We start from the raw sequence: 18,067 nt of genomic DNA, 5'->3' as shown, positions 1-18,067 counted from the left end.
ACGCGGACTTCCCCGCCAGCAGGAGACGACCCGCGATGACCTCGATCGCGTCCGGCCATGATCGCACCGCGCCCACCGGGCCCGAGGGCGCGACACAACCGGAAGCCTCCACCCCGGAACGCCTGGGGTATCACCACGAGCAGGGCAGCCAACGCCTGCGGCTATTGAGCTTCAACGCCCAGGTCGGCATCCACTCCTCCCGGTTGCATCACTACCTGACCAACAGCTGGAAGCACGTGCTCCCCTACGGTGGGCGCATGGACAACCTCGACCGGGTGGCGCGCTTTATCTCGGAGTTCGACATCGTCGGTGTGCAGGAACTGGACGGGGGTAGCCTGCGCAGCAACTTCGTCGATCTGGCCTCCTATCTCTCCGAACGCGCACAGTTCCCGTATACCTACAACCGGATCAACCGCGATCTGGGGCAGTTCGCCAAGCACTCCCTCGCCCTGTTCTCACGCCTGGAGCCGGACCGGGTGGAGATGCACCGTCTGCCCGGAGCGCTGCCCGGCCGCGGCGCGATCGAGGCCCGCTACGCCATGGGCGACGGCGAGGAGCTGGTGCTGTTCCTGCTGCACCTGGCCCTGGGCAAGCGCACGCGGAAATCCCAGCTGGCCTACGTCGCGGAGCACATCCAGGATTTTCCGCATGCGATCGTGATGGGCGACCTCAACTGCCAGCAGGACAGCGAGGAACTGCGCCAGCTGGTCGCGCGGACCGGCCTGATGGAGCCGATGGCCTGCCCGGCCACCTATCCCGCCTGGGACCCGCGCCTGGTGTTCGACCACATCCTGCTGACCCCCGACCTGCATGTCAGCGACGTGCGTGTCTACAACGTGGCGCTCTCCGACCACCTGCCGGTCGGTATCGAGATCGAACTGCCGCAGCGCCAGGCCCTTCATGATCCAGCGCACTAAACCGATGCCGAAAGACGGGTAGGGTTCGAGCGCGAGTGTGTACATTAGTCCGTGTTTCCCTGGCATCCACCCCATTTCCGCGCTTAAATAGGCGTGCCTACTATCCGGGATTTCCCGATGTCCGATAGCGATCTGCGCAAGACCATTATCGAGCTCGAGCGCTCGCTGGATCGGGAGCGCGCCCTGCAGGACGCGATCCGCCGCGTCGCCCTGCGATCGCTCGCGGTGGTCTCCGCGAAGGTGCCGGCACTGGAAGGCGCCGTGCGCGACCTGACCCGCGCCATCGAATCCGACCCCGGCGACACCGCCTGGCTGGATCGCCTGAGCGGCCAGCTGGCCGACGCCGTGCGCTCCAGCGATCAGCGAGAGGACCTGGCCGACGGCATCCTCGCGGTCGTCCAGCGTGGCCTGCTCGGCTTCGAATTCCTCGACCCCGAGCTGGAGGCCCTCACCCGGGCCGCCGATCGGCGCGACAAGGCAGAGATCGAACGCACCCTCACACGCCTCTTTTCGGTGATGCACGACAAGTGCGAGCAGGCAATGACGGAGCGCGAAGAACTCACCGAGGTCGTCGGCGAGATCTGGCACCGACTGGAGGACGTGGATACCGCCCTGTCCGAAGACGAGGCGCGCGGCCAGCGCGCCCGGGAATCGGTCTCCGAACTGCACGCGGGGATCTCCGGGGATGTCGAGCACATCAAAGGCCGGGTGGTCGACGTCGAGGACCTCGCGACCCTGCGCACCGAGGTGACCCGCGGTCTCGACCGCATGGTGGAGCGCGTCACCACGTTTCGGAACGAGCAGGAAGACGAACTGCAGGTGGTGCAGGAGCGGAACCGCCTCCTGCGCTCCAAGGGCCGCAGCCTGGAGGGTCAGGTGCAAGCGCTGCGCAACCGGCTGGAGCAGGCGCGCGCCGAAGCCAGTCGCGACAACCTCACCGGCCTGCCCAATCGAATGGCCTTCGAACAGCGGCTGGAGCAACTCCCCGCGGAACTCGAGAAATCGGGCGCGGCCTCGCTGCTGGTCTGGGACATCGACCACTTCAAGACCATCAACGACGAGTACGGCCACACGGCCGGCGACAAGGTCCTGCGCGCGGTCGCCGAGATCCTGGCCGAGGGCGTGCGCGAGCCGGATTTCGTCGCGCGCTACGGCGGGGAGGAATTCGTGATGATCATCCATCGCGAGCCTGACGCTGCATACAGCCAGGCCAATACCATCCGCGACGCCGTGGACCGTCTGATCGTGCGCTCCGGCAAGACGCGTCTGAAGGTCACCATCTCCGCCGGGCTGGCCGGAATCGACCCCGCCGCCGCCCCGGAGGCGATATTCGATGCCGCCGACCACGCGCTGCTACAAGCGAAAAAGCGAGGCCGTGACCGCATCGAGCGGGCCGGCGACTGATCCACTGCCGAGGGAACCCATGAACGGCACGCCTCAACCCCACCTGATCTTCGGCGAAGTCCTGTTCGATTGCTTCCCCGACGGTACGCGCGTCCTCGGCGGCGCGCCCTTCAACGTCGCCTGGAACCTGCACCAGCTGGGCGAGGCCGCCTGTTTCGTGGGCGGAGTCGGGGACGACGCGGACGGCCGCAGCATCCGCGAGCGCATGAACCGCATCGGGATGGACACCCGCGGCCTGTACAGGCACCCCGCGGCCCCCACCGGCCAGGTCCGCATCGCCCTGGAAGACGGCGAACCGACCTACACCATCGTCCCTGACCAGGCCTATGACACCGTTCCGGCGGAATGGGCGGACCAGCTGCCGGACACCGCGGGCCTCCTCTATCACGGCACGCTCGCCCTGCGCGCGGACAACCGCGAGCTACTGGAACGGTTGCAGGCCCGTGCACAACATCGTTTCGTCGACGTGAACCTGCGCGCACCGTGGTACCAGCCTGACGACGTCCTCGCGCTGATGCGCGGGGCCGACGTGGTCAAGCTGAACACCGACGAGGCGGCCACGCTGGCCCCCGACGTCGCCGCACCGGAGCGCTCGGCGGCGCTCCTGGAACGCGCCGCGATCCGCTCCGCCCTGATCATCACCCACGGCGCCGACGGCGCAGCCATCCACACCACCGATGGCCAGCACTGGCAGGCCCCGGCCCCCGCGGTCGACGGCTTCCGCGACGCCGTAGGCGCCGGCGACGCCTTCGCCAGCGTCGCCATCATCGGCCTGCAACACGACTGGCCCTGGGCAACCACCCTGGACCGCGCCCTCCAGTTCGCAGCCGCCGTCTGCACCCAGCAGGGAGCCACCAGCGAAGACCCCGACTTCTACCGCCGCGCCCGCACCGCCTGGAGCTAATCGCTCCCTTCGCACAAACAATGCCCCGCGCACAAAAACCGGCGGCAATCTGACTCCAGTGAAGAGGCTCCGCCCATCGTCACGACAATGGGCAGCGATGAGAGCCAAGCCGAGCATGTATCGCTTGGGGGCACTACAACCCAATGGGACGCTGATCGCTTTGCAGCTCGCCCATACAGCGCGGTGACAGATCACTAACCGTGTCCGGTCAGTACGCAGACCGACTCAAATCCGGACTTTGACATCATGCGATGCCGCCCCATCGCCTATCGCTCCCCCAGGCTCTCGTTGGCCGCGCGCAGCAACGGCGCCAGGAAATACTCGATGATCCGGCGGTAGCCGATCTTGATCTCGACTGTCGCCATCATGCCCGGTGCGATGCTCACCGCCTCGCCATGGACATCCACGGTGTCCTGCTCCAGGCGGACACGTACCACAAAGACCAGTCCCTGTTGCTCGTCCTGCACCGCATCCTGCGAGACGTCCGTCACCACACCGTCGATGGTGCCGTACTTGGTATAGGGGAACGTCTGCAGCTTGACCTCGGCCTCCTGGCCAGCCCGGACAAAGCCGATGTCCTTGTTGGGCAGGGTGGCCTCGACTTCGACGGCCCCGTCCTCGGGAACCACGACCATCAACGGACGGGCCGGCTCCACGACCCCACCCACCGTGTGCACGGCCAGTTGCTCGACCCTGCCATCCACCGGGGCCCGCGGGCGGGTCAGCTCGTCCAGACGGCGCGCCTTGATCAGCTCCTGGCGCAGCGACTCGGCGTCCGAACGCGCCCGGTGCAGGTCGTGTCAGCCAGAATCGAGAGATGTGCTATTGCGGATGTACCCGAATTCGGCGATATCCTCTCCGGCCACATTAACGTTATGCCGAAGAGACGCGACGGCCAGTGGGGCGCCTACAAAATCAATGGCCCTGCTCGCCACCGACGCCAACGATTGCAAGCCACCCAAGGCCGCTATTGACGCGCCGAGGGAGTCCTTGTCATTTAAATTATTCGCTGCACTCGCAAACTCCGCTGGCGACAGCTTCATGTGAAGAGCCGACTTCATCAAGTGCTGATATTTTTCGTCAAACCCACGAGCCGCAACAAACATCCTTGTATTGTTATCCGTTTAAACTTCTATTAACCGATAATTCTATTGACCCACCAGACGCGCATGAGCGGAATCACTCCGAGGACGAGCCACCATATTACGAATCTCGGAAGCCTCTCCTGCGACGCCTCCAAGCGTGGCCTTATTTCCTCGTAATTAACGAGAGTCTCTCCCTCGAATTCGAGATGATAAACCCTGGTTGATGGACCAAATACACTAGTCTTCCTGTGCAACCAGACCGTAACGGGCTCCCCGATAATCTTCTCGCCATCCTCGCCCAAAGGGATCGCCCCAAAAAAGCGAACAGGATCGCCATCGTCCACGTCCATGACAATTGAACGACGAGCGCGCCCTCGCCCTTCATTAATGCGCTCCACCACGCCTTCTTGCCTCGTCAATCCCCCCATATCGGGGACAGTATTTAGATAATCCACATAGTCGGATACAGCAAAGAAAAGGAAACAAAACGAGACGATGTACCAAGCTCTAGAAGTCCCGCGCTGAAGGGCCCGGACAACGAACACTTGATAGGGCCAGCTGCCTTTCGCCCAACTAGCCAACCTAGAATGAGAGAGAGACTCAGGCACCCGTCTCATCGTTTCGCCCCCCAAGTTTTCGCGAGCTCGATGACAGCCTCAGCGGTATCCGAGCCCCCCTGAAGACGAAGGATTGCGCTACCTCGTGGAAACAGGGGCGCCTTCTCGTGCGGTATAGAATCATCCGTTACCCAACATGTAGACAAGGATCCCTTCTACTAGCAGCGCGAGCGAACCCATGGCGATTGGGACATTTCGCCAGCGTCGGGCCTCGGCCCCTGTTGGTCCCGGGTATATCGACAGGATGTCGATAAGGGATTGGCGAAGGATCATGTGCGCATCCCGAAGCACGAGCGCATCTGAAACGCGAGCGTGATTGCCTCAAAATCCGGTCGGGCCGACCACTCGTTGGCATAGCCCGGAAACTCGGCGGGATAGAGGATCAGCCAGGCCATGGCAACGGCTGGTGGGCAACTCAATAAGCGGGTGCACCTAGCGAGGCGCAAGTACGACGGAAGCCAATCCAGCAGTGCGCCGGTACGCATTGCGGGGCAACGCGCCGACGCTATCGGAGCGTGATGCGGCATCAGCCGAAGCGGCACTGCGGAGAGGACGCCGATCCGTGGCGAGGTCATGGCTTTTCCCTGTCCATGAGCGATGGGTTTAAAGGCTCCCGGCTTCAGACCGCTCTGTCAAGGGGCTTTCCGAAGGTCGCCTCGTTGGCGGCAGGGCGCACCAGCGCCTGATGCAGATCATGCACCTCGCTGCTGCCCATCAGGTCCGGCAGGACGGCGATAGTGCGCACGGGCCGTTACGCATGAACCGGCCAGCGCAACACAAACAGGGTACGGACCAGATACGGCGTCACAAGCGGGAGGTAGAACACCAGCGTCATCTCGAGCCACCGTGGCACGCCTTCGGGCGCATACCAGACCCCCAGAGCCCCGAGGAAGAACACCAAAAACGGGGCCAGCAGAGTCAGGCATGCGTAGGACATCCGCGCACCCAGCCCAGCGCGTCTACGGGATCCAAGAATGATCAGGCTGAAGAGAGCCGCCCAGACAAAAAGAAAAGACAGCCATGCCGAGAAGTAAGCCAAGGTGTACATGGACGATTAGCTTCCAGGATCCGTTGGCAATCGAGTTCGGCCAGCCCGGGCGGCCCTTACAAGCCTGGGAATCTCCGGAACCAAGGCAAGATGCACCCCAATAAAGGAACCGCAAAATATTGCCAATGGAACCCACGCGGACAACACTCCCAAATGAGCCTCAAAAAAAACCCCATAATGCCTATACGATCTTTCATTCGGACCCATAACTGGATCTTTATCGGAAGAAAAAACAACGAAATAGACCGCGTAGTAGACAATTGGAATCACGACGAGGATAACCGCCTGCCTAAAGACCCCCTCTTGGAGAAAATTGACGGCCATGCCGAGGATCGATCCACGGCGATTACAGCAGGCCACCAGCGCAGCGGTTGTGACCACCAAGAAGAAAAACACCACAAATACGTACGGCATCTGTGCGCGAAGGGCGTAGGAGCTGTTCGTGAAACCACGGGCAGCGGGAACATGCTCCCATAGCCAGCCCGCCGGAGCAGTTAACCAGAATGGGGGAGCAGCCGGATCCATGTGATAAAGGATGAAGACAAGGCTCCCTTCGGCGACAAGGGCCAGTGCACCCATTGCGATCAAGGCGTACCGCCAACGACGGGCCTCGGCCTCCGTCGGGCCGGGGTATTTCGCCAGAAAGTTGATGAGCGATTGACGAATGCTCATGGACCCTCTTCTGTGTTCTCCAAGGGGGCCGCCTCAAGGTCCAGAATGAGATCGCGCACGGCAGACCGAATCTTCCGCCATTGCGGCAACTGGTCGCGCGGGTAGGTTACTGCGAGCCGAGCACCCCATTCGGGCAACTTGAATCGATGACGGCAGACCGGGCGGGCGTCGGGCCTTGGCATCTGGCCGTTGTAGCAACGAATCATGTCACTCACGTAGCCGTCGAGATCGCCTTGCCAGTGGAGTGTTTGGTTCCAGGTATGGAATCGCTCGGTCCCCGGCCCCACGGGTTCCGCCCATTTCAGACCCGTCTCCGGGTCGGTGCCGCGCATTTCGTAGCGAATATGTACAGTTTCAGTCTCACCCCACAGCTCTGATGAAGTGCGGGGAGGGAGCCTCCTGGTGTGGGTGCGCCCCTCAATCATTTCGATCCGGCCCCGCACAACCGGCGCCCAACCAAGATCCCGCCCGATTGCGTCCGGATCGCTGTAGGCGCCGAGGCCAATCTGCAACCATGGATCGCCGTCGGGATCGCCCTTGGTCCAGTAGCTTTTCCGCGTTTCCGGGCTGCGCGGCTTCAGATCCGGCCATCGAACCGCGAGCGTGAAGGCATGGGCCTCATCCTCGAAAGTGCGCTCATCGGGCTTCGGCGTATCCGGGTCCCGTGGCGCCCAGGTGCTCTGATCCTTGTATTCGATGCCGACCAGCGCGAGATAGTTGGACGGGATCGCAATCGGCACTCCATTGATGTTGGCCTTGCGAATCGGGGGCGAAAACTCCTGGATCTCGAGCCTCGGCGGCTCGCCATAGATCTCGTGCAGGGTGTCGAACACCCCCACCCCGGCGAGCCCGGGCCGTGCGAGGCCCGACCACAGGGCGGAACCCACTAGCCAGATCGCCACCAGGACGACCACGATCAGGGTCAGCCGGCCGGCGCCGCTCATGCGCCCCTGCCCCGGTTCTGCGTCCGGATCACGAAGATCGGATAGAGAGTGAAACGGGACCGCCACTCATGGGGGATGGAAAGACGCGCGGAAGGCCTCATGGCGCGTCGAGCTCGACCGAAAGGGAGTCCAGGAGCTGTCGAACCTCGCGATCCATTCGCTGCCAGTCCGGAAGGTGCTCGGGGGCGAAGCGATAGGTCAATGCGAGATCATCGCGAAAGACGGTCATGGCCATGCATTCAGAAGCGGGCTGATCGCCTGGCGGGGCACAATGGATTACGAGGTTCTTTGATGCGTCTTCAGGGATGAAAAACGGCGGCTGGCCCAGGGCCTTCAGGCTCACTTCCTGGGGATCGATGTCGAACACGGCGAGGTCATCATCGGATGCCCGGACGTCCTGAGGGTTCTCCCTTGCGAGCCGCGCCATCGAGCCAACAAACGACAACAGCGGATCATTCAAAAGCGCGATTTCCACCCGGTCTCCGAGTGCGTCGTCATCCCGAGTCCAGCGATCACGGTCTTCGTGGTGATAAGGCCGCAGATCCGGCAGGAGGACGCTCAACTGGAGGGTCGCCGGTTCATGCCGCCCCTCTCTGGGGTACGGCCAGTGGCCCAGCTCTTCATAGACCGAGTAGAAAAACCGCACCGGCACATCGAACTTGTGGCCTGACAAGTCGAAGTGCGCCGTTGCGATATTCAGATAAACCCTGCCCGCATAGTCGTTGATCTTGTGCGAGACCGGGTTCTCCGTGAAGACGACCAGCACCACCAGGGCTACGAGGGCCAGCTCCAGCCTCCAGTAGCGAAACGTAAGGCGGAAGCTGCGCACCGTGGGGGCGACGGGCGCGCCCGTCTCCAACCGCACTGGGTGGCGCCGCCGAAACCACCAGACGGCCATCAGCGGAATGCCAATCAACGCGAACAGGGCCACCGGCAGTCCCGTGGATATCTCACGCCCATACTCTTCCAGAAGAAGTATGAATCCCAGCATCACGGCCACCGGCAAGGCCAGTATGAGCAGGGCATAGCCGATCCTGACAGCAGCCGACGCACGACGGACGGCAATCAGCACCCCAATGGCCGCAACAATGGCAACCGCCATGGGAATCAGGGCAATGAGCACTGATCCCATCAGGCCGGCGACGCTCATGACCTCCGCCCTCGTTTCCGTGGGGCCGACTTTCGGCTGGGCCACTGAATAAACCCGAGCGCGAACCATTCGACATCGAGGGCGCAAAAGCGCCTGAGGGTCATCATGGGTTGGCCCCTTCGACCGCCAGAGAATCCACCAGCCGCTCGCTCTTGGTCGCGATGCGGCGCCAATCGGGGAGGTATTCAAGGCCGAAGGTCTTTTCCAGCGCGATGCCGGGACGGAATGCGGTCTTCATCCGGCAACTGGGGGAAGGGACGTCCTTCGGACTCGCGCAGGTGATAAACCACGCTTCGGATTCATCGCGAGGAAACAGACGGAGTCTGCGAGCGTACAACAAAGCTTCCACATCCTCATTGTGCCGATCAACGCCATACGTCTTTGCCGTTTCCGGGGCGAGGGGCTCCCCTGATTCGGCGGCCCGCGCTCGTAAGGTTTTTACGTTGGATTTGGAAAAATCATCCTCCCAGATCGTCACACGAACCCGGTCCCCGCGGCCGCCACCCTCCAGATTCCAGAGATGTTTCTCTTCGGGATAGAAGGGTCGCAGATCCGGCAACAGGACGTAGATGCTCAGGGCGCCGACATCCACCCGGCGATTCTTGGCTCTCGGCCAGTATCCACGCGGCACGTACGCATCAATCACGAAATATCGCATCGGGATATCGAAGTGCTGGTCCGCCAGCTTGGCCCGGACGACCTCGTTTTCGAGGTTGTGCTGCCCAACGCGGTCGTACGCCCACTGCGTGAGCGGGTTGTATGTGGCGCCCATCCCGACCACGACAAACGCCATGAAGCCAAGAATGAGGATATGGCGATGCCAGGCGCCAATCGCCAGACGAAAGCTCTTCAGTTTCGGGGCATGCCGTGCGGATGCCGGCAGCGGATAGCGATACAGGAAGTACCAGGCCACCAGAATGGGGCCGATGACGTATGACAGAAGCCCGAGCTGGGCCGCGATCAGATCATGGGGTTCATCGCCCAGGAGCATCCAGCCGAAGGTCTGCAGCACGAATGGCACCGCGAGAACGGCAAGGGCGAACAGGACCCTGGCCCGAACGGGCGCACGCGATCGCTCGGACAGGATGCCAGCCGCCGCGATCAGTGCGATCACATAGGCGATCAACCAGAACATGGAGCGCCTCTCGCGGTTCGTGATATGCCCAACTGGAACCGCAAGGGGGGATGGGAAAAACCTCCGCGGCGACAATCGAACGCCCGCCCGAATCCGACCCGCGCGAGCGTGGGAGCACGAAAGGTCATGGCGGCTGAAAGATCGGGGTGTGCCTGTACGGCGAATGCGCCAGTCCGTGGCGAGGTCATGGACATTCCCTTTCCATGATTAAGGTTGCCGACTCTGGCGCGAGGTCCGAAGGGTGTCAAGGCCGGCAGACCTGCGGTGCGCGGGGAGATGCCACGCTGACCCACAGGGCTGGTATCCTCGCAGTCCGTTGGCGTCCGCCGTTTTGGGCGGTCGCGAAAGATCTTCCGGGCCATCCCGGACCGAGGATTCTGGAGGCCACATGAGCAGTACCCACCGACCCACCGATATCCAGCTGCATCAGAAGTCGCGCATCCTGGAGCTGACGTATTCGGACGGCTCGCATTTCGAGTTGCCCTGCGAGTTCCTGCGCGTGTATTCGCCCTCGGCCGAGGTGCGCGGGCACGGCAAGGGCCAGGAGGTGCTGCAGGTCGGCAAGGAAGACGTGAACATCACCGGGATCGAGCCGGTCGGAAACTATGCGGTGAAGCTCGTGTTCTCCGACGGGCACGATACCGGCATCTATGACTGGGACTACCTGCACGAGCTCGGCACGAACCAGGAGCGACTGTGGCAGGATTACCTGGATCGGCTGAAAGAGGCCGGACACGAGCGCAAGACGCACTGACAACGGCACCTTGATGAAAGACGAATCCGGCAAGACCCACTTCGGCTACCAGAGCGTCCCCGAGTCCGAGAAGGCCTCGCGCGTCGGCGAGGTGTTCCATTCGGTCGCCTCGCGCTACGACGTGATGAACGACCTGATGTCCATGGGCGTCCATCGCATCTGGAAGCGCTACACGCTGGAGCGTACCGGCGTGCGCCCGGGTATGAAGATCCTGGACCTGGCCGGCGGCACCGGGGACCTCGCCGGGGCCTTTGCCCCACGGGTCGGACCCAAGGGGCAGATCGTGGTCTGCGACATCAACGCCTCGATGCTGGAGGCCGGGCGCGACCGCATGCTGGACGAGGGCCACGTGGGCAACCTCGACTTCGTGCAGGCGGACGCCGAACAGCTCCCCTACCCGGACGATTATTTCGACCGCGTGACCATCGCCTTCGGCCTGCGCAACGTGACCCGCAAGGAGCGTGCGCTGGCCGAGATGCGCCGGGTCATCAAACCCGGCGGGCGTGTTCTGGTGCTGGAGTTCTCGCAGCCGGTCGCGCCGCTGCGCCCGATCTACGACGTCTACTCGTTCAAGATGCTGCCGCTGATGGGCAAGCTGGTCGCCAACGATGCCGACAGCTACCGCTATCTGGCCGAATCCATCCGCATGCACCCGGACCAGGAAACCCTGGCCGGCATGATGCGCGACGCCGGGCTGGAACGCGTCGAGTACGACAACCTGACCGGCGGCATCGTGGCCCTGCACCGCGGCACCAAGTTGTAACGTATTCATGGCCGAACCCTTCGCCCTGCCCAGCCCGTTCGCGGCCCTGATCGAGGCCACGCTGAACGAACACCTGGCCAGCGCCCCGGAGAAGGACCGGGCGCGGCTGGCCGGGCGTGCGATCGCGATCGTGATCGAGCCGCCGGGGATCGCGCTTTCGCTGGTCGGGGCCTCCGATCGGCTACAGGTCGTGGGCGGCATCGAGGACCCGGCAGATGTGCAGCTCTCGGGCTCGCCGCTGTCGCTGGCCGCCGCGATGGGGCGCGACGACCGTTCCGGACTCACCATCACCGGCGATGCCACCGTGCTCTCCGACCTCCAGCACGCACTGCGCGACGCCGGGATCGACTGGGAGGACCTGTTCGAGCGCTTTGCCGGCGCCGGGGCGGCCGGGCCGCTGCGCCACCTCCTGGACCAGGCGCGCGACAGCCTGCGCCATCTCGGTCGGCGCTCCGCCGAGGACACGGCCGACTACCTGCGCGACGAACTCGAATGGCTGCCCGCCGGTGGCGCGTTCGAGGCCTTCGCCGAGGACGTAGCCAAGCTGCGCGACGATGTCGCCCGGCTGGATGCGCGGCTGCGTCGTCTGGAGGCACCGGCCTCCGCATCCGACGACCGGCAGGCCTGATGCGCCGCGCGCTGTACCGGGGCCTGCGGCTGTGGACCATTGCGCGGGTCCTGGTGCGCTATCGCCTCGACGTCATCCTGTTCACGCTGAAGCCGCTGCGCCCGCTCAGCTTCCTGCTCTATCTCGCGCCCTGGAACTGGTTCCGCCGCACTGAAGGCACGCGCGGCGAGCGCATCCGCCGCGCGCTGGAGGATCTGGGCCCGATCTTCATCAAGTTCGGTCAGATGCTCTCCACCCGGCGCGACCTGCTCCCGGACGACATCGCGATCGAGCTTGCGCGCCTGCAGGACCGGGTGCCGCCGTTCCCCAGCGACCAGGCGCGCGCCGTGATCGAGGCCGAACTGGAACGCCCGATCGAGATCGCCTTCGCCGCCTTCGAGGACACGCCAATCGCCTCGGCCTCCATCGCCCAGGTGCACGCGGCCACGCTGCAGGACGGGCGCGAGGTGGTCGTGAAGGTGGTGCGCCCCGGCATCCTCAAGACCATCCGCGCGGACCTCGAGGTCATGCACCTGATCGCGGACCTGGCGGACCGCTACTGGTCCGAGGCCAAGCGCCTGCGCCCGCGCGAGGTGGTGGACGAGTACGAAAAGACCGTCACCGACGAGCTGGACCTGATCCGCGAGGGCGCGAATGCCGCCGCGATCCACCGCAACTTCGAGGACAGCCACCTCCTCTACATCCCGGAGATCATCTGGGATTACACCCGCCGCAGCGTACTGGTGATGGAGCGCATCGGCGGCCTCCCGGTGGCCGATGTCGCCGCCCTGCGCGAACGCAACGTGGACCTCAAGCTGCTGGCCGAACGCGGCGTGGAGATCTTCTTCACCCAGGTGTTCCAGCACAACTTCTTCCACGCCGACATGCACCCGGGCAACATCTTCGTCGATGCCACCCACCCGGACGACCCGACCTACCTGGCGGTGGACTTCGGCATCGTCGGCTCGCTGCTGGACTCCGACCAGCGCTATCTGGCCGAGAACTTCCACGCCTTCTTCAACCGCGATTACCGCCGCGTGGCCGAACTGCACGTGGAATCCGGATGGGTACCCAAGGACACCCGTGTCGACGAGTTCGAGGCCGCAATCCGCACCGTCTGCGAGCCCATCTTCCAGCGCCCGCTGGACGAAATCTCCTTCGGCCAGGTCCTGCTGCGCCTGTTCCAGACCGCGCGGCGATTCAACATGGAGGTCCAGCCGCAGCTCGTGCTGCTGCAGAAGACCCTGCTGAACATCGAGGGCCTGGGCCGCCAGCTCTACCCCCAGCTGGACCTGTGGACCACCGCCAAGCCGTTCATCGAGAAATGGATGCACGAACGCATGGGTGTGCGCGCGTTCATCCGCAACGCGCAGCAACACCTGCCGCGCCTGCTGGCGCACCTGCCGGAACTGCCGATACACCTGGAGAAGGCCCTGACCGTGGAAGAGCAGCGCGCCGAGCGCGACGCCGCGCTACGCCGCCAGATCCTCGAGCTGGAAAACGGGCTGAGGCGCCAGTCCCGCCGCCGCAACGAGGGCTGGGCGGGCGTGGCCCTGCTGGCCCTCGCGGGGCTGGCCACGCAGCTGGAAGTCGCGGCCTGGCAGGGGCTCGCCTGGCCGGTCTGGCCGCTCGCGCTGATCGGCGCCGGCGTGCTGCTGTTCAGCCTGCGCCCCGGCCCCCGGCGCCGTCCCGTCACGGACGACTGAGCCAGCCGTCACGTGGGATGCGGCTTGAGTCGTAGCCTGACGCCACCACTCCACCTCACAGGGTCAAACGTCGAGCAGCAACCGCGCCGGGTCCTCGATCGCGTCCTTGATGGCGACCAGGAACTGCACCGCCTCGGCACCGTCGACCAGGCGGTGGTCGTAGGACAGGGCGACGTACATCATCGGCCGGACGACGACCTCGCCGTCCACCGCGACCGGGCGTTCCTTGATCGCGTGCATGCCGAGGATCGCGCTCTGCGGCGGATTCAGGATCGGCGTGGAGAACAACGAACCGAACACGCCCCCGTTGGTGATGGTGAAGGTGCCACCGCGCAGCTCGTCGATATCCAGCTTGCCGTCACGTGCGCGTTCGGCGTAGTCGCGGATGCGCCGCTCGATCTCGGCAATGGAGGCGTTGCCGGTATCGCGCAGGACCGGCACCACCAGTCCGCGCGAGGAGGAGACTGCGATGCCGATGTCGCTGTAGTGGTGATAGACGATCTCTTCGCCATCCAATGCGGCATTGACGACCGGGAAGCGCTCGAGCGCGCGGCTGGCCGCGGCCACGAACAGGCCCATGAAGCCGAGCTTGATGGAATGGCGCTTCTCGAAGGGCTCCTTGTAGCGGCTACGCAGGGCCATCGCCGCGGACATGTCGATCTCGTTGAAGGTGGTCAGCATCGCGGTGGTCTGCTTCGCTTCCAGCAACCGTTCCGCGATGCGCGCCCGCAGGCGGGTCATCGGCACGCGCTCGATGCGCTCGGCGCGGTCTCCGGGGTCAGCCGCATACGCCTGGGGTCGCGCAGCCCCGACGGAACCCGATGGCTTCGAAGAAGCCGCGGGCGCGCTGCGATCACTGCGCGCACGCTCCACGTCGGCACGCTGGATGCGCCCGTCGTCGCCGGTGCCCTCGACATCCTCCGGACGCAGGCCGGCTTCCTGCAGCAGGCGCCGCACGGCCGGCGTGGGCGGCGGGCTACCGGCCGCTCCGTTCCCGGCCCCGGACGGCGCGGGCTCGGGTGAGGAGGCAGCGGCCGGTTCCTCTTCCCGATCCCCCGTTGCCACGGACGCCGGCTTACCGCCCTCCGTGGCTGTCGATGCCCTGGAAGGCGCTGCCTCATCCTCGGCCTCTTCGTCCGGGTCCTCCGGGCCGGCTTCGGCGGGCCCCAGATAACCCAGGATCGCGTCGGCCTTGACCACATCACCCTCGTTGGCGGAGAGCTCGACCAGGGTGCCCGCACTGGGGGCCGACACCTCGAGGACCACCTTGTCGGTCTCCAGCTCGGCGATCAGCTCGTCGCGCTTGACGGCGTCGCCAGCCTTTTTGTGCAGGGCGATCACGGTCGCATCGGCGACCGACTCGGGGAGTTCCGGGACCTGGATCGGGGTGCGATCGGATGCCATCTCGCTTCCTTGTTCTATGCGTCTTTATCGAATGTTCAGGGCGTGGGGTGCGGCGTGTCGCGCGAGCTGATCGGCCCGAAGGCGCGTTCGAGCAGATCTTTCAGCTGCGCCTTGTGCACCTCGGGGTAGCCTACGGCGGGCGCGGCGGCCGGGGGCCGCGCGACCGCGTGCAGGGTCTGCCCGCGCACCGCCAGCAGCGGGTTGATACGCGGAGCGACGAACTCCAGGTAGCCCTGGTTCTCCGGCTCGTCCTGCACCCAGACGAATTCGTCGGCCTCCGGGTAGCGGCCCAGCAACTCGGTCAGGCGTTCCTCGGGGAAGGGGTAGCACTGTTCCAGCCGCAGGATCGCGGTATCGGTGTGCTCGCCCTCGGCCTGGCGCGCGGCCAGGTCGTAGAAGATCCGCCCGCTGGTCAGCAGCACCCGCCGCACCTTGCCGGGATCCTCGATGCGGGCGTCGTCGATGACCGTCTGGTACTGGCCCGTCGCCAGCGCATCGAGGTCGGAGACCGCGTCCTTGTGGCGCAACAGGCTCTTCGGGGTCATCACGATCAGTGGCTTGCGATAGGGCCGCAGCATCTGCCGGCGCAGCAGGTGAAACATCTGCGCCGGCGTGGTGGGCACGCAGACCTGCATGTTCTCCTGCGCCGCCAGTTGCAGGAAGCGCTCCGGGCGGGCCGAGGAGTGCTCCGGGCCCTGCCCCTCGTAGCCGTGGGGCAGCAACAGGGTCAGGCCGGACAGGCGCCCCCACTTCTGCTCGCCGGAGGAGATGAACTGGTCGATCACCACCTGAGCGCCGTTCACGAAGTCGCCGAACTGCGCCTCCCAGACCACCAGAGCCTCGGGCGCGGCGGTCGCATAGCCGTATTCGAAGGCGAGCACGCCCTCTTCGGACAACAGCGAATCGATCACCAGAAACCGCGGGTGGTCCGGATCCAGGCGCCGCAGCGGGACGATGGCCTTCCCGGTCTCCTGGTCATGCAGGACTGCATGGCGATGGAAGAAGGTGCCCCGGCTGGAGTCCTGCCCGGACAGGCGAATGCGGTAGCCGTCCTGGATCAGCGCACCGTAGGCCAGGGTCTCGGCCGCACCCCAGTCCAGCGGCTGCTCGCCCCGCGCCATGGACACGCGGGCATCCAGGATCTTCTGCACGCGGTCGTTCAGATGGAAACCCTCTGGCGGGGTGGAGAGCTGCTCGAGGGTGCGCGCCAGGCGGTCGGCGGGGGCGCCGGTTTCCACGTCCTGGTCCCAGGTCTGGTTCAGATAGGGGCCCCAGTTGGTCGAGGATCCGGCATGGCTGTTGCGCTCGCGCAGCAACGACAGCGCCACCGGCTGGCCGGCATCCAGCCGGCCGCGATAGTCCTCCAGCGCTTGCTCCTGTGCGTCTTCGGTGGTCAGGCCCTCGCGGATCAGGCGTCTGGCGTAGCGCTCGCGAGTGGTCGGCAGGTCGCGGATACGACGATACATATGCGGCTGCGTGGCGGCCGGCTCGTCGGCCTCGTTGTGGCCCTGGCGGCGGTAGCAGACGAGATCGATGACCACGTCCTTGCCGAAGCGCATGCGGTAGTCCAGCGCGATCTGGGTGATGAACACCACGGCCTCGGGATCATCGCCATTCACATGCAGGATGGGCGCGTTCACCATCTTGGCGACATCAGTGGCGTAATGCGTCGAACGAGAGTCCTTTAGGGTCGAAGTGGTGAAACCGATCTGGTTGTTCACCACCACATGCACGGTGCCCTTGGTGGAGAAGCCCCGGGTCTGGGACATGTTCAGGGTTTCCATGACCACGCCCTGCCCGGCAAAGGCGGCATCGCCATGGATCACCACCGGCATCACCCGGTTGCCCTTGCGATCGCCGACCCGCACTTGGCGCGCCCGCACTGAACCCTCCACCACCGGGGTGACGATCTCCAGGTGCGAGGGATTGAAGGCCAGCGCCAGATGCACCCGACCACCCGGGGTATCCAGGTCCGAGGAGAAACCCATGTGGTATTTCACGTCGCCAGTGCCACGGTCGTCGCGCGGACGCCCCTCGAACTCGTTGGCCAGCTCCTCCGGGGACTTGCCGAACAGGTTGACCAGCACGTTGAGGCGTCCGCGGTGTGCCATGCCGACCACGAACTCCTGCAGCCCGCGCGCGCCGCCCCGCTGGATCAGGGCATTCAGCAGCGGGATCAGGCTTTCCGCGCCTTCCAGCGAGAAGCGCTTCTGCCCGACATAGCGCCGATGCAGATAGCGCTCCAGACCCTCGGCCGCGGTCAGACGCTCGAGGATCGCCAGGCGGGTGTCGTCATCGAAACCGAAGTGGCCATGGGCCGATTCCAGACGCTCCTGCAGCCAGCGCTTCTCGTCGGTGGCCATCAGGTGCATGTATTCCGCGCCGATACCGGCGCAGTAGGTCTCCTTCAGCACCCGTTCGATCGTATCCAGCGAGACCCGCCCGTCGATGAACAGCGAGCCCGGATCAAAGGTGACATCGGGGCCGACCTGGTCGAGGCCGTGATGCTCGCGGCTCAACTCGCGCGGTGGCTCCGGCGGTTCGCGCTCCAGAGGATCCAGACGGGCGCCAAAGTGACCGAGGTAGCGGTAGGCATTGATGAACTGCAGCACGCGGATCTGCAGCTGTTCATGGGCCAGATCGGGCCGATCGGTGGAGCGCCGGCGGCGTTCCGGGCGCGGCGCATTTTCCAGCGAGCGGAAGTAATCGGCCCAGGCCGGCGGGACGGAATCAGGGTCGTCCTGGTAGCGCTCCAGCAGATCCTCGGCGAAAGCGAGGTTATCCGGGTGCAGTTCCTGCCCGGATACGGGGCTGTCCAGCCGGTGCCGGGATGGCATCTCGTTCATTCGCGGTCTCTTCTCATTCCTGATGCGTCGGCCTTTGGGACCTGATCGGCGCGCGAGGTTCCCGCGCGGAGTCGATGAATCAGCGTCTTCTTGAAGGCTGCCTCCGAGGGT

At 64.9% G+C, this 18,067-nt stretch carries 16 protein-coding genes and 1 pseudogene; 7 read left to right on the top strand and 10 right to left on the bottom strand.

What is annotated here, in order from left to right:
• Window positions 1-35 precede the first annotated feature (35 nt).
• From D575_RS0106165 to D575_RS0106155, 3 genes are all read left to right on the top strand, one after another.
• Entirely contained in the window at window positions 36-917 is an 882-nt protein-coding gene (locus tag D575_RS0106165; protein ID WP_018145044.1) for an endonuclease/exonuclease/phosphatase family protein, read from the top strand.
• Window positions 918-1,034: 117 nt separating this feature from the next.
• Window positions 1,035-2,321 carry a GGDEF domain-containing protein gene (locus tag D575_RS0106160; protein ID WP_018145043.1) on the top strand — a complete coding sequence of 429 codons (1,287 nt, stop codon included), beginning with the start codon at window positions 1,035-1,037 and terminating at the stop codon, window positions 2,319-2,321.
• A gap of 19 nt (window positions 2,322-2,340) precedes the next feature.
• The gene (locus D575_RS0106155; protein ID WP_018145042.1) at window positions 2,341-3,225 is read left to right on the top strand and encodes a carbohydrate kinase; all 885 of its coding nucleotides are present in this window, start codon (window positions 2,341-2,343) and stop codon (window positions 3,223-3,225) included.
• Window positions 3,226-3,491: 266 nt separating this feature from the next.
• Here D575_RS0106155 and D575_RS0106150 read toward each other — a convergent pair.
• From D575_RS0106150 to D575_RS0106105, 8 genes and pseudogenes are all read right to left on the bottom strand, one after another.
• Window positions 3,492-4,019, bottom strand: a pseudogene (locus D575_RS0106150) (HlyD family type I secretion periplasmic adaptor subunit); the annotation flags it as partial.
• Between the two features lie 1,177 nt (window positions 4,020-5,196).
• Window positions 5,197-5,322, bottom strand: coding sequence for a hypothetical protein (locus D575_RS14625; protein WP_018145038.1), 126 nt, complete (start codon window positions 5,320-5,322; stop codon window positions 5,197-5,199).
• 224 nt (window positions 5,323-5,546) lie between these two features.
• The gene (locus tag D575_RS14620) at window positions 5,547-5,672 is read right to left on the bottom strand and encodes a hypothetical protein (protein WP_018145037.1); all 126 of its coding nucleotides are present in this window, start codon (window positions 5,670-5,672) and stop codon (window positions 5,547-5,549) included.
• 6 nt (window positions 5,673-5,678) lie between these two features.
• Window positions 5,679-5,975, bottom strand: a complete 297-nt coding sequence (locus D575_RS0106125; RefSeq protein ID WP_018145036.1) for a hypothetical protein — start codon at window positions 5,973-5,975, stop codon at window positions 5,679-5,681.
• 6 nt (window positions 5,976-5,981) lie between these two features.
• Window positions 5,982-6,647, bottom strand: a complete 666-nt coding sequence (locus D575_RS0106120; RefSeq protein ID WP_018145035.1) for a hypothetical protein — start codon at window positions 6,645-6,647, stop codon at window positions 5,982-5,984.
• Window positions 6,644-7,591, bottom strand: coding sequence for a hypothetical protein (locus D575_RS0106115; protein ID WP_018145034.1), 948 nt, complete (start codon window positions 7,589-7,591; stop codon window positions 6,644-6,646). Before D575_RS0106115 ends, D575_RS0106120 begins: the two co-directional genes overlap by 4 nt.
• Window positions 7,592-7,688: 97 nt before the next feature.
• The gene (locus D575_RS0106110; RefSeq protein WP_026182066.1) at window positions 7,689-8,741 is read right to left on the bottom strand and encodes a hypothetical protein; all 1,053 of its coding nucleotides are present in this window, start codon (window positions 8,739-8,741) and stop codon (window positions 7,689-7,691) included.
• Between the two features lie 103 nt (window positions 8,742-8,844).
• A complete protein-coding gene (locus D575_RS0106105) occupies window positions 8,845-9,876 on the bottom strand; it encodes a hypothetical protein (RefSeq protein ID WP_018145032.1) in 1,032 nt (343 codons plus the stop codon).
• Between the two features lie 388 nt (window positions 9,877-10,264).
• Between D575_RS0106105 and D575_RS0106100 the strand changes: the two genes are divergently transcribed.
• From D575_RS0106100 to ubiB, 4 genes are read left to right on the top strand one after another with little or no spacing between them, the layout of a single operon-like run.
• Window positions 10,265-10,630 carry a gamma-butyrobetaine hydroxylase-like domain-containing protein gene (locus D575_RS0106100; RefSeq protein WP_018145031.1) on the top strand — a complete coding sequence of 122 codons (366 nt, stop codon included), beginning with the start codon at window positions 10,265-10,267 and terminating at the stop codon, window positions 10,628-10,630.
• A gap of 13 nt (window positions 10,631-10,643) precedes the next feature.
• On the top strand, window positions 10,644-11,393 hold the full coding sequence (gene ubiE / locus D575_RS0106095; protein ID WP_018145030.1) for a bifunctional demethylmenaquinone methyltransferase/2-methoxy-6-polyprenyl-1,4-benzoquinol methylase UbiE: 750 nt from the start codon (window positions 10,644-10,646) through the stop codon (window positions 11,391-11,393).
• Between the two features lie 7 nt (window positions 11,394-11,400).
• Window positions 11,401-12,021 carry an SCP2 domain-containing protein gene (locus tag D575_RS0106090; protein ID WP_018145029.1) on the top strand — a complete coding sequence of 207 codons (621 nt, stop codon included), beginning with the start codon at window positions 11,401-11,403 and terminating at the stop codon, window positions 12,019-12,021.
• Window positions 12,021-13,706 (top strand): ubiquinone biosynthesis regulatory protein kinase UbiB, encoded by a 1,686-nt coding sequence (ubiB, locus tag D575_RS0106085; RefSeq protein ID WP_018145028.1) that lies wholly within the window; start codon window positions 12,021-12,023, stop codon window positions 13,704-13,706. Before D575_RS0106090 ends, ubiB begins: the two co-directional genes overlap by 1 nt.
• Before the next feature lie 63 nt (window positions 13,707-13,769).
• Here ubiB and odhB read toward each other — a convergent pair whose 3' ends face one another.
• Both odhB and D575_RS0106075 read right to left on the bottom strand, forming a co-directional pair.
• Window positions 13,770-15,110, bottom strand: coding sequence for a 2-oxoglutarate dehydrogenase complex dihydrolipoyllysine-residue succinyltransferase (odhB, locus tag D575_RS0106080; protein ID WP_018145027.1), 1,341 nt, complete (start codon window positions 15,108-15,110; stop codon window positions 13,770-13,772).
• A 35-nt stretch (window positions 15,111-15,145) separates the two neighbouring features.
• Window positions 15,146-17,956, bottom strand: a complete 2,811-nt coding sequence (locus D575_RS0106075) for a 2-oxoglutarate dehydrogenase E1 component (RefSeq protein ID WP_018145026.1) — start codon at window positions 17,954-17,956, stop codon at window positions 15,146-15,148.
• Window positions 17,957-18,067 lie beyond the last annotated feature (111 nt).

The organism is Thioalkalivibrio sp. AKL6 (assembly GCF_000376905.1).
GTDB lineage: Bacteria > Pseudomonadota > Gammaproteobacteria > Ectothiorhodospirales > Ectothiorhodospiraceae > Thioalkalivibrio > Thioalkalivibrio versutus.
Note: the sequence above shows the minus strand (reverse complement) of the source record. Positions and strands in the feature narration are given on the sequence as shown.

Coding starts and splice junctions, on each gene's coding strand:
- D575_RS0106165 (WP_018145044.1), top strand. CDS start 36: ATGACCTCGATCGCGTCCGGCCATGATCGCACCGCGCCCACCGGGCCC.
- D575_RS0106160 (WP_018145043.1), top strand. CDS start 1,035: ATGTCCGATAGCGATCTGCGCAAGACCATTATCGAGCTCGAGCGCTCG.
- D575_RS0106155 (WP_018145042.1), top strand. CDS start 2,341: ATGAACGGCACGCCTCAACCCCACCTGATCTTCGGCGAAGTCCTGTTC.
- D575_RS14625 (WP_018145038.1), bottom strand. CDS start 5,322: ATGGCCTGGCTGATCCTCTATCCCGCCGAGTTTCCGGGCTATGCCAAC.
- D575_RS0106125 (WP_018145036.1), bottom strand. CDS start 5,975: ATGTACACCTTGGCTTACTTCTCGGCATGGCTGTCTTTTCTTTTTGTC.
- D575_RS0106120 (WP_018145035.1), bottom strand. CDS start 6,647: ATGAGCATTCGTCAATCGCTCATCAACTTTCTGGCGAAATACCCCGGC.
- D575_RS0106115 (WP_018145034.1), bottom strand. CDS start 7,591: ATGAGCGGCGCCGGCCGGCTGACCCTGATCGTGGTCGTCCTGGTGGCG.
- D575_RS0106110 (WP_026182066.1), bottom strand. CDS start 8,741: ATGAGCGTCGCCGGCCTGATGGGATCAGTGCTCATTGCCCTGATTCCC.
- D575_RS0106105 (WP_018145032.1), bottom strand. CDS start 9,876: ATGTTCTGGTTGATCGCCTATGTGATCGCACTGATCGCGGCGGCTGGC.
- D575_RS0106100 (WP_018145031.1), top strand. CDS start 10,265: ATGAGCAGTACCCACCGACCCACCGATATCCAGCTGCATCAGAAGTCG.
- ubiE (WP_018145030.1), top strand. CDS start 10,644: ATGAAAGACGAATCCGGCAAGACCCACTTCGGCTACCAGAGCGTCCCC.
- D575_RS0106090 (WP_018145029.1), top strand. CDS start 11,401: ATGGCCGAACCCTTCGCCCTGCCCAGCCCGTTCGCGGCCCTGATCGAG.
- ubiB (WP_018145028.1), top strand. CDS start 12,021: ATGCGCCGCGCGCTGTACCGGGGCCTGCGGCTGTGGACCATTGCGCGG.
- odhB (WP_018145027.1), bottom strand. CDS start 15,110: ATGGCATCCGATCGCACCCCGATCCAGGTCCCGGAACTCCCCGAGTCG.
- D575_RS0106075 (WP_018145026.1), bottom strand. CDS start 17,956: ATGAACGAGATGCCATCCCGGCACCGGCTGGACAGCCCCGTATCCGGG.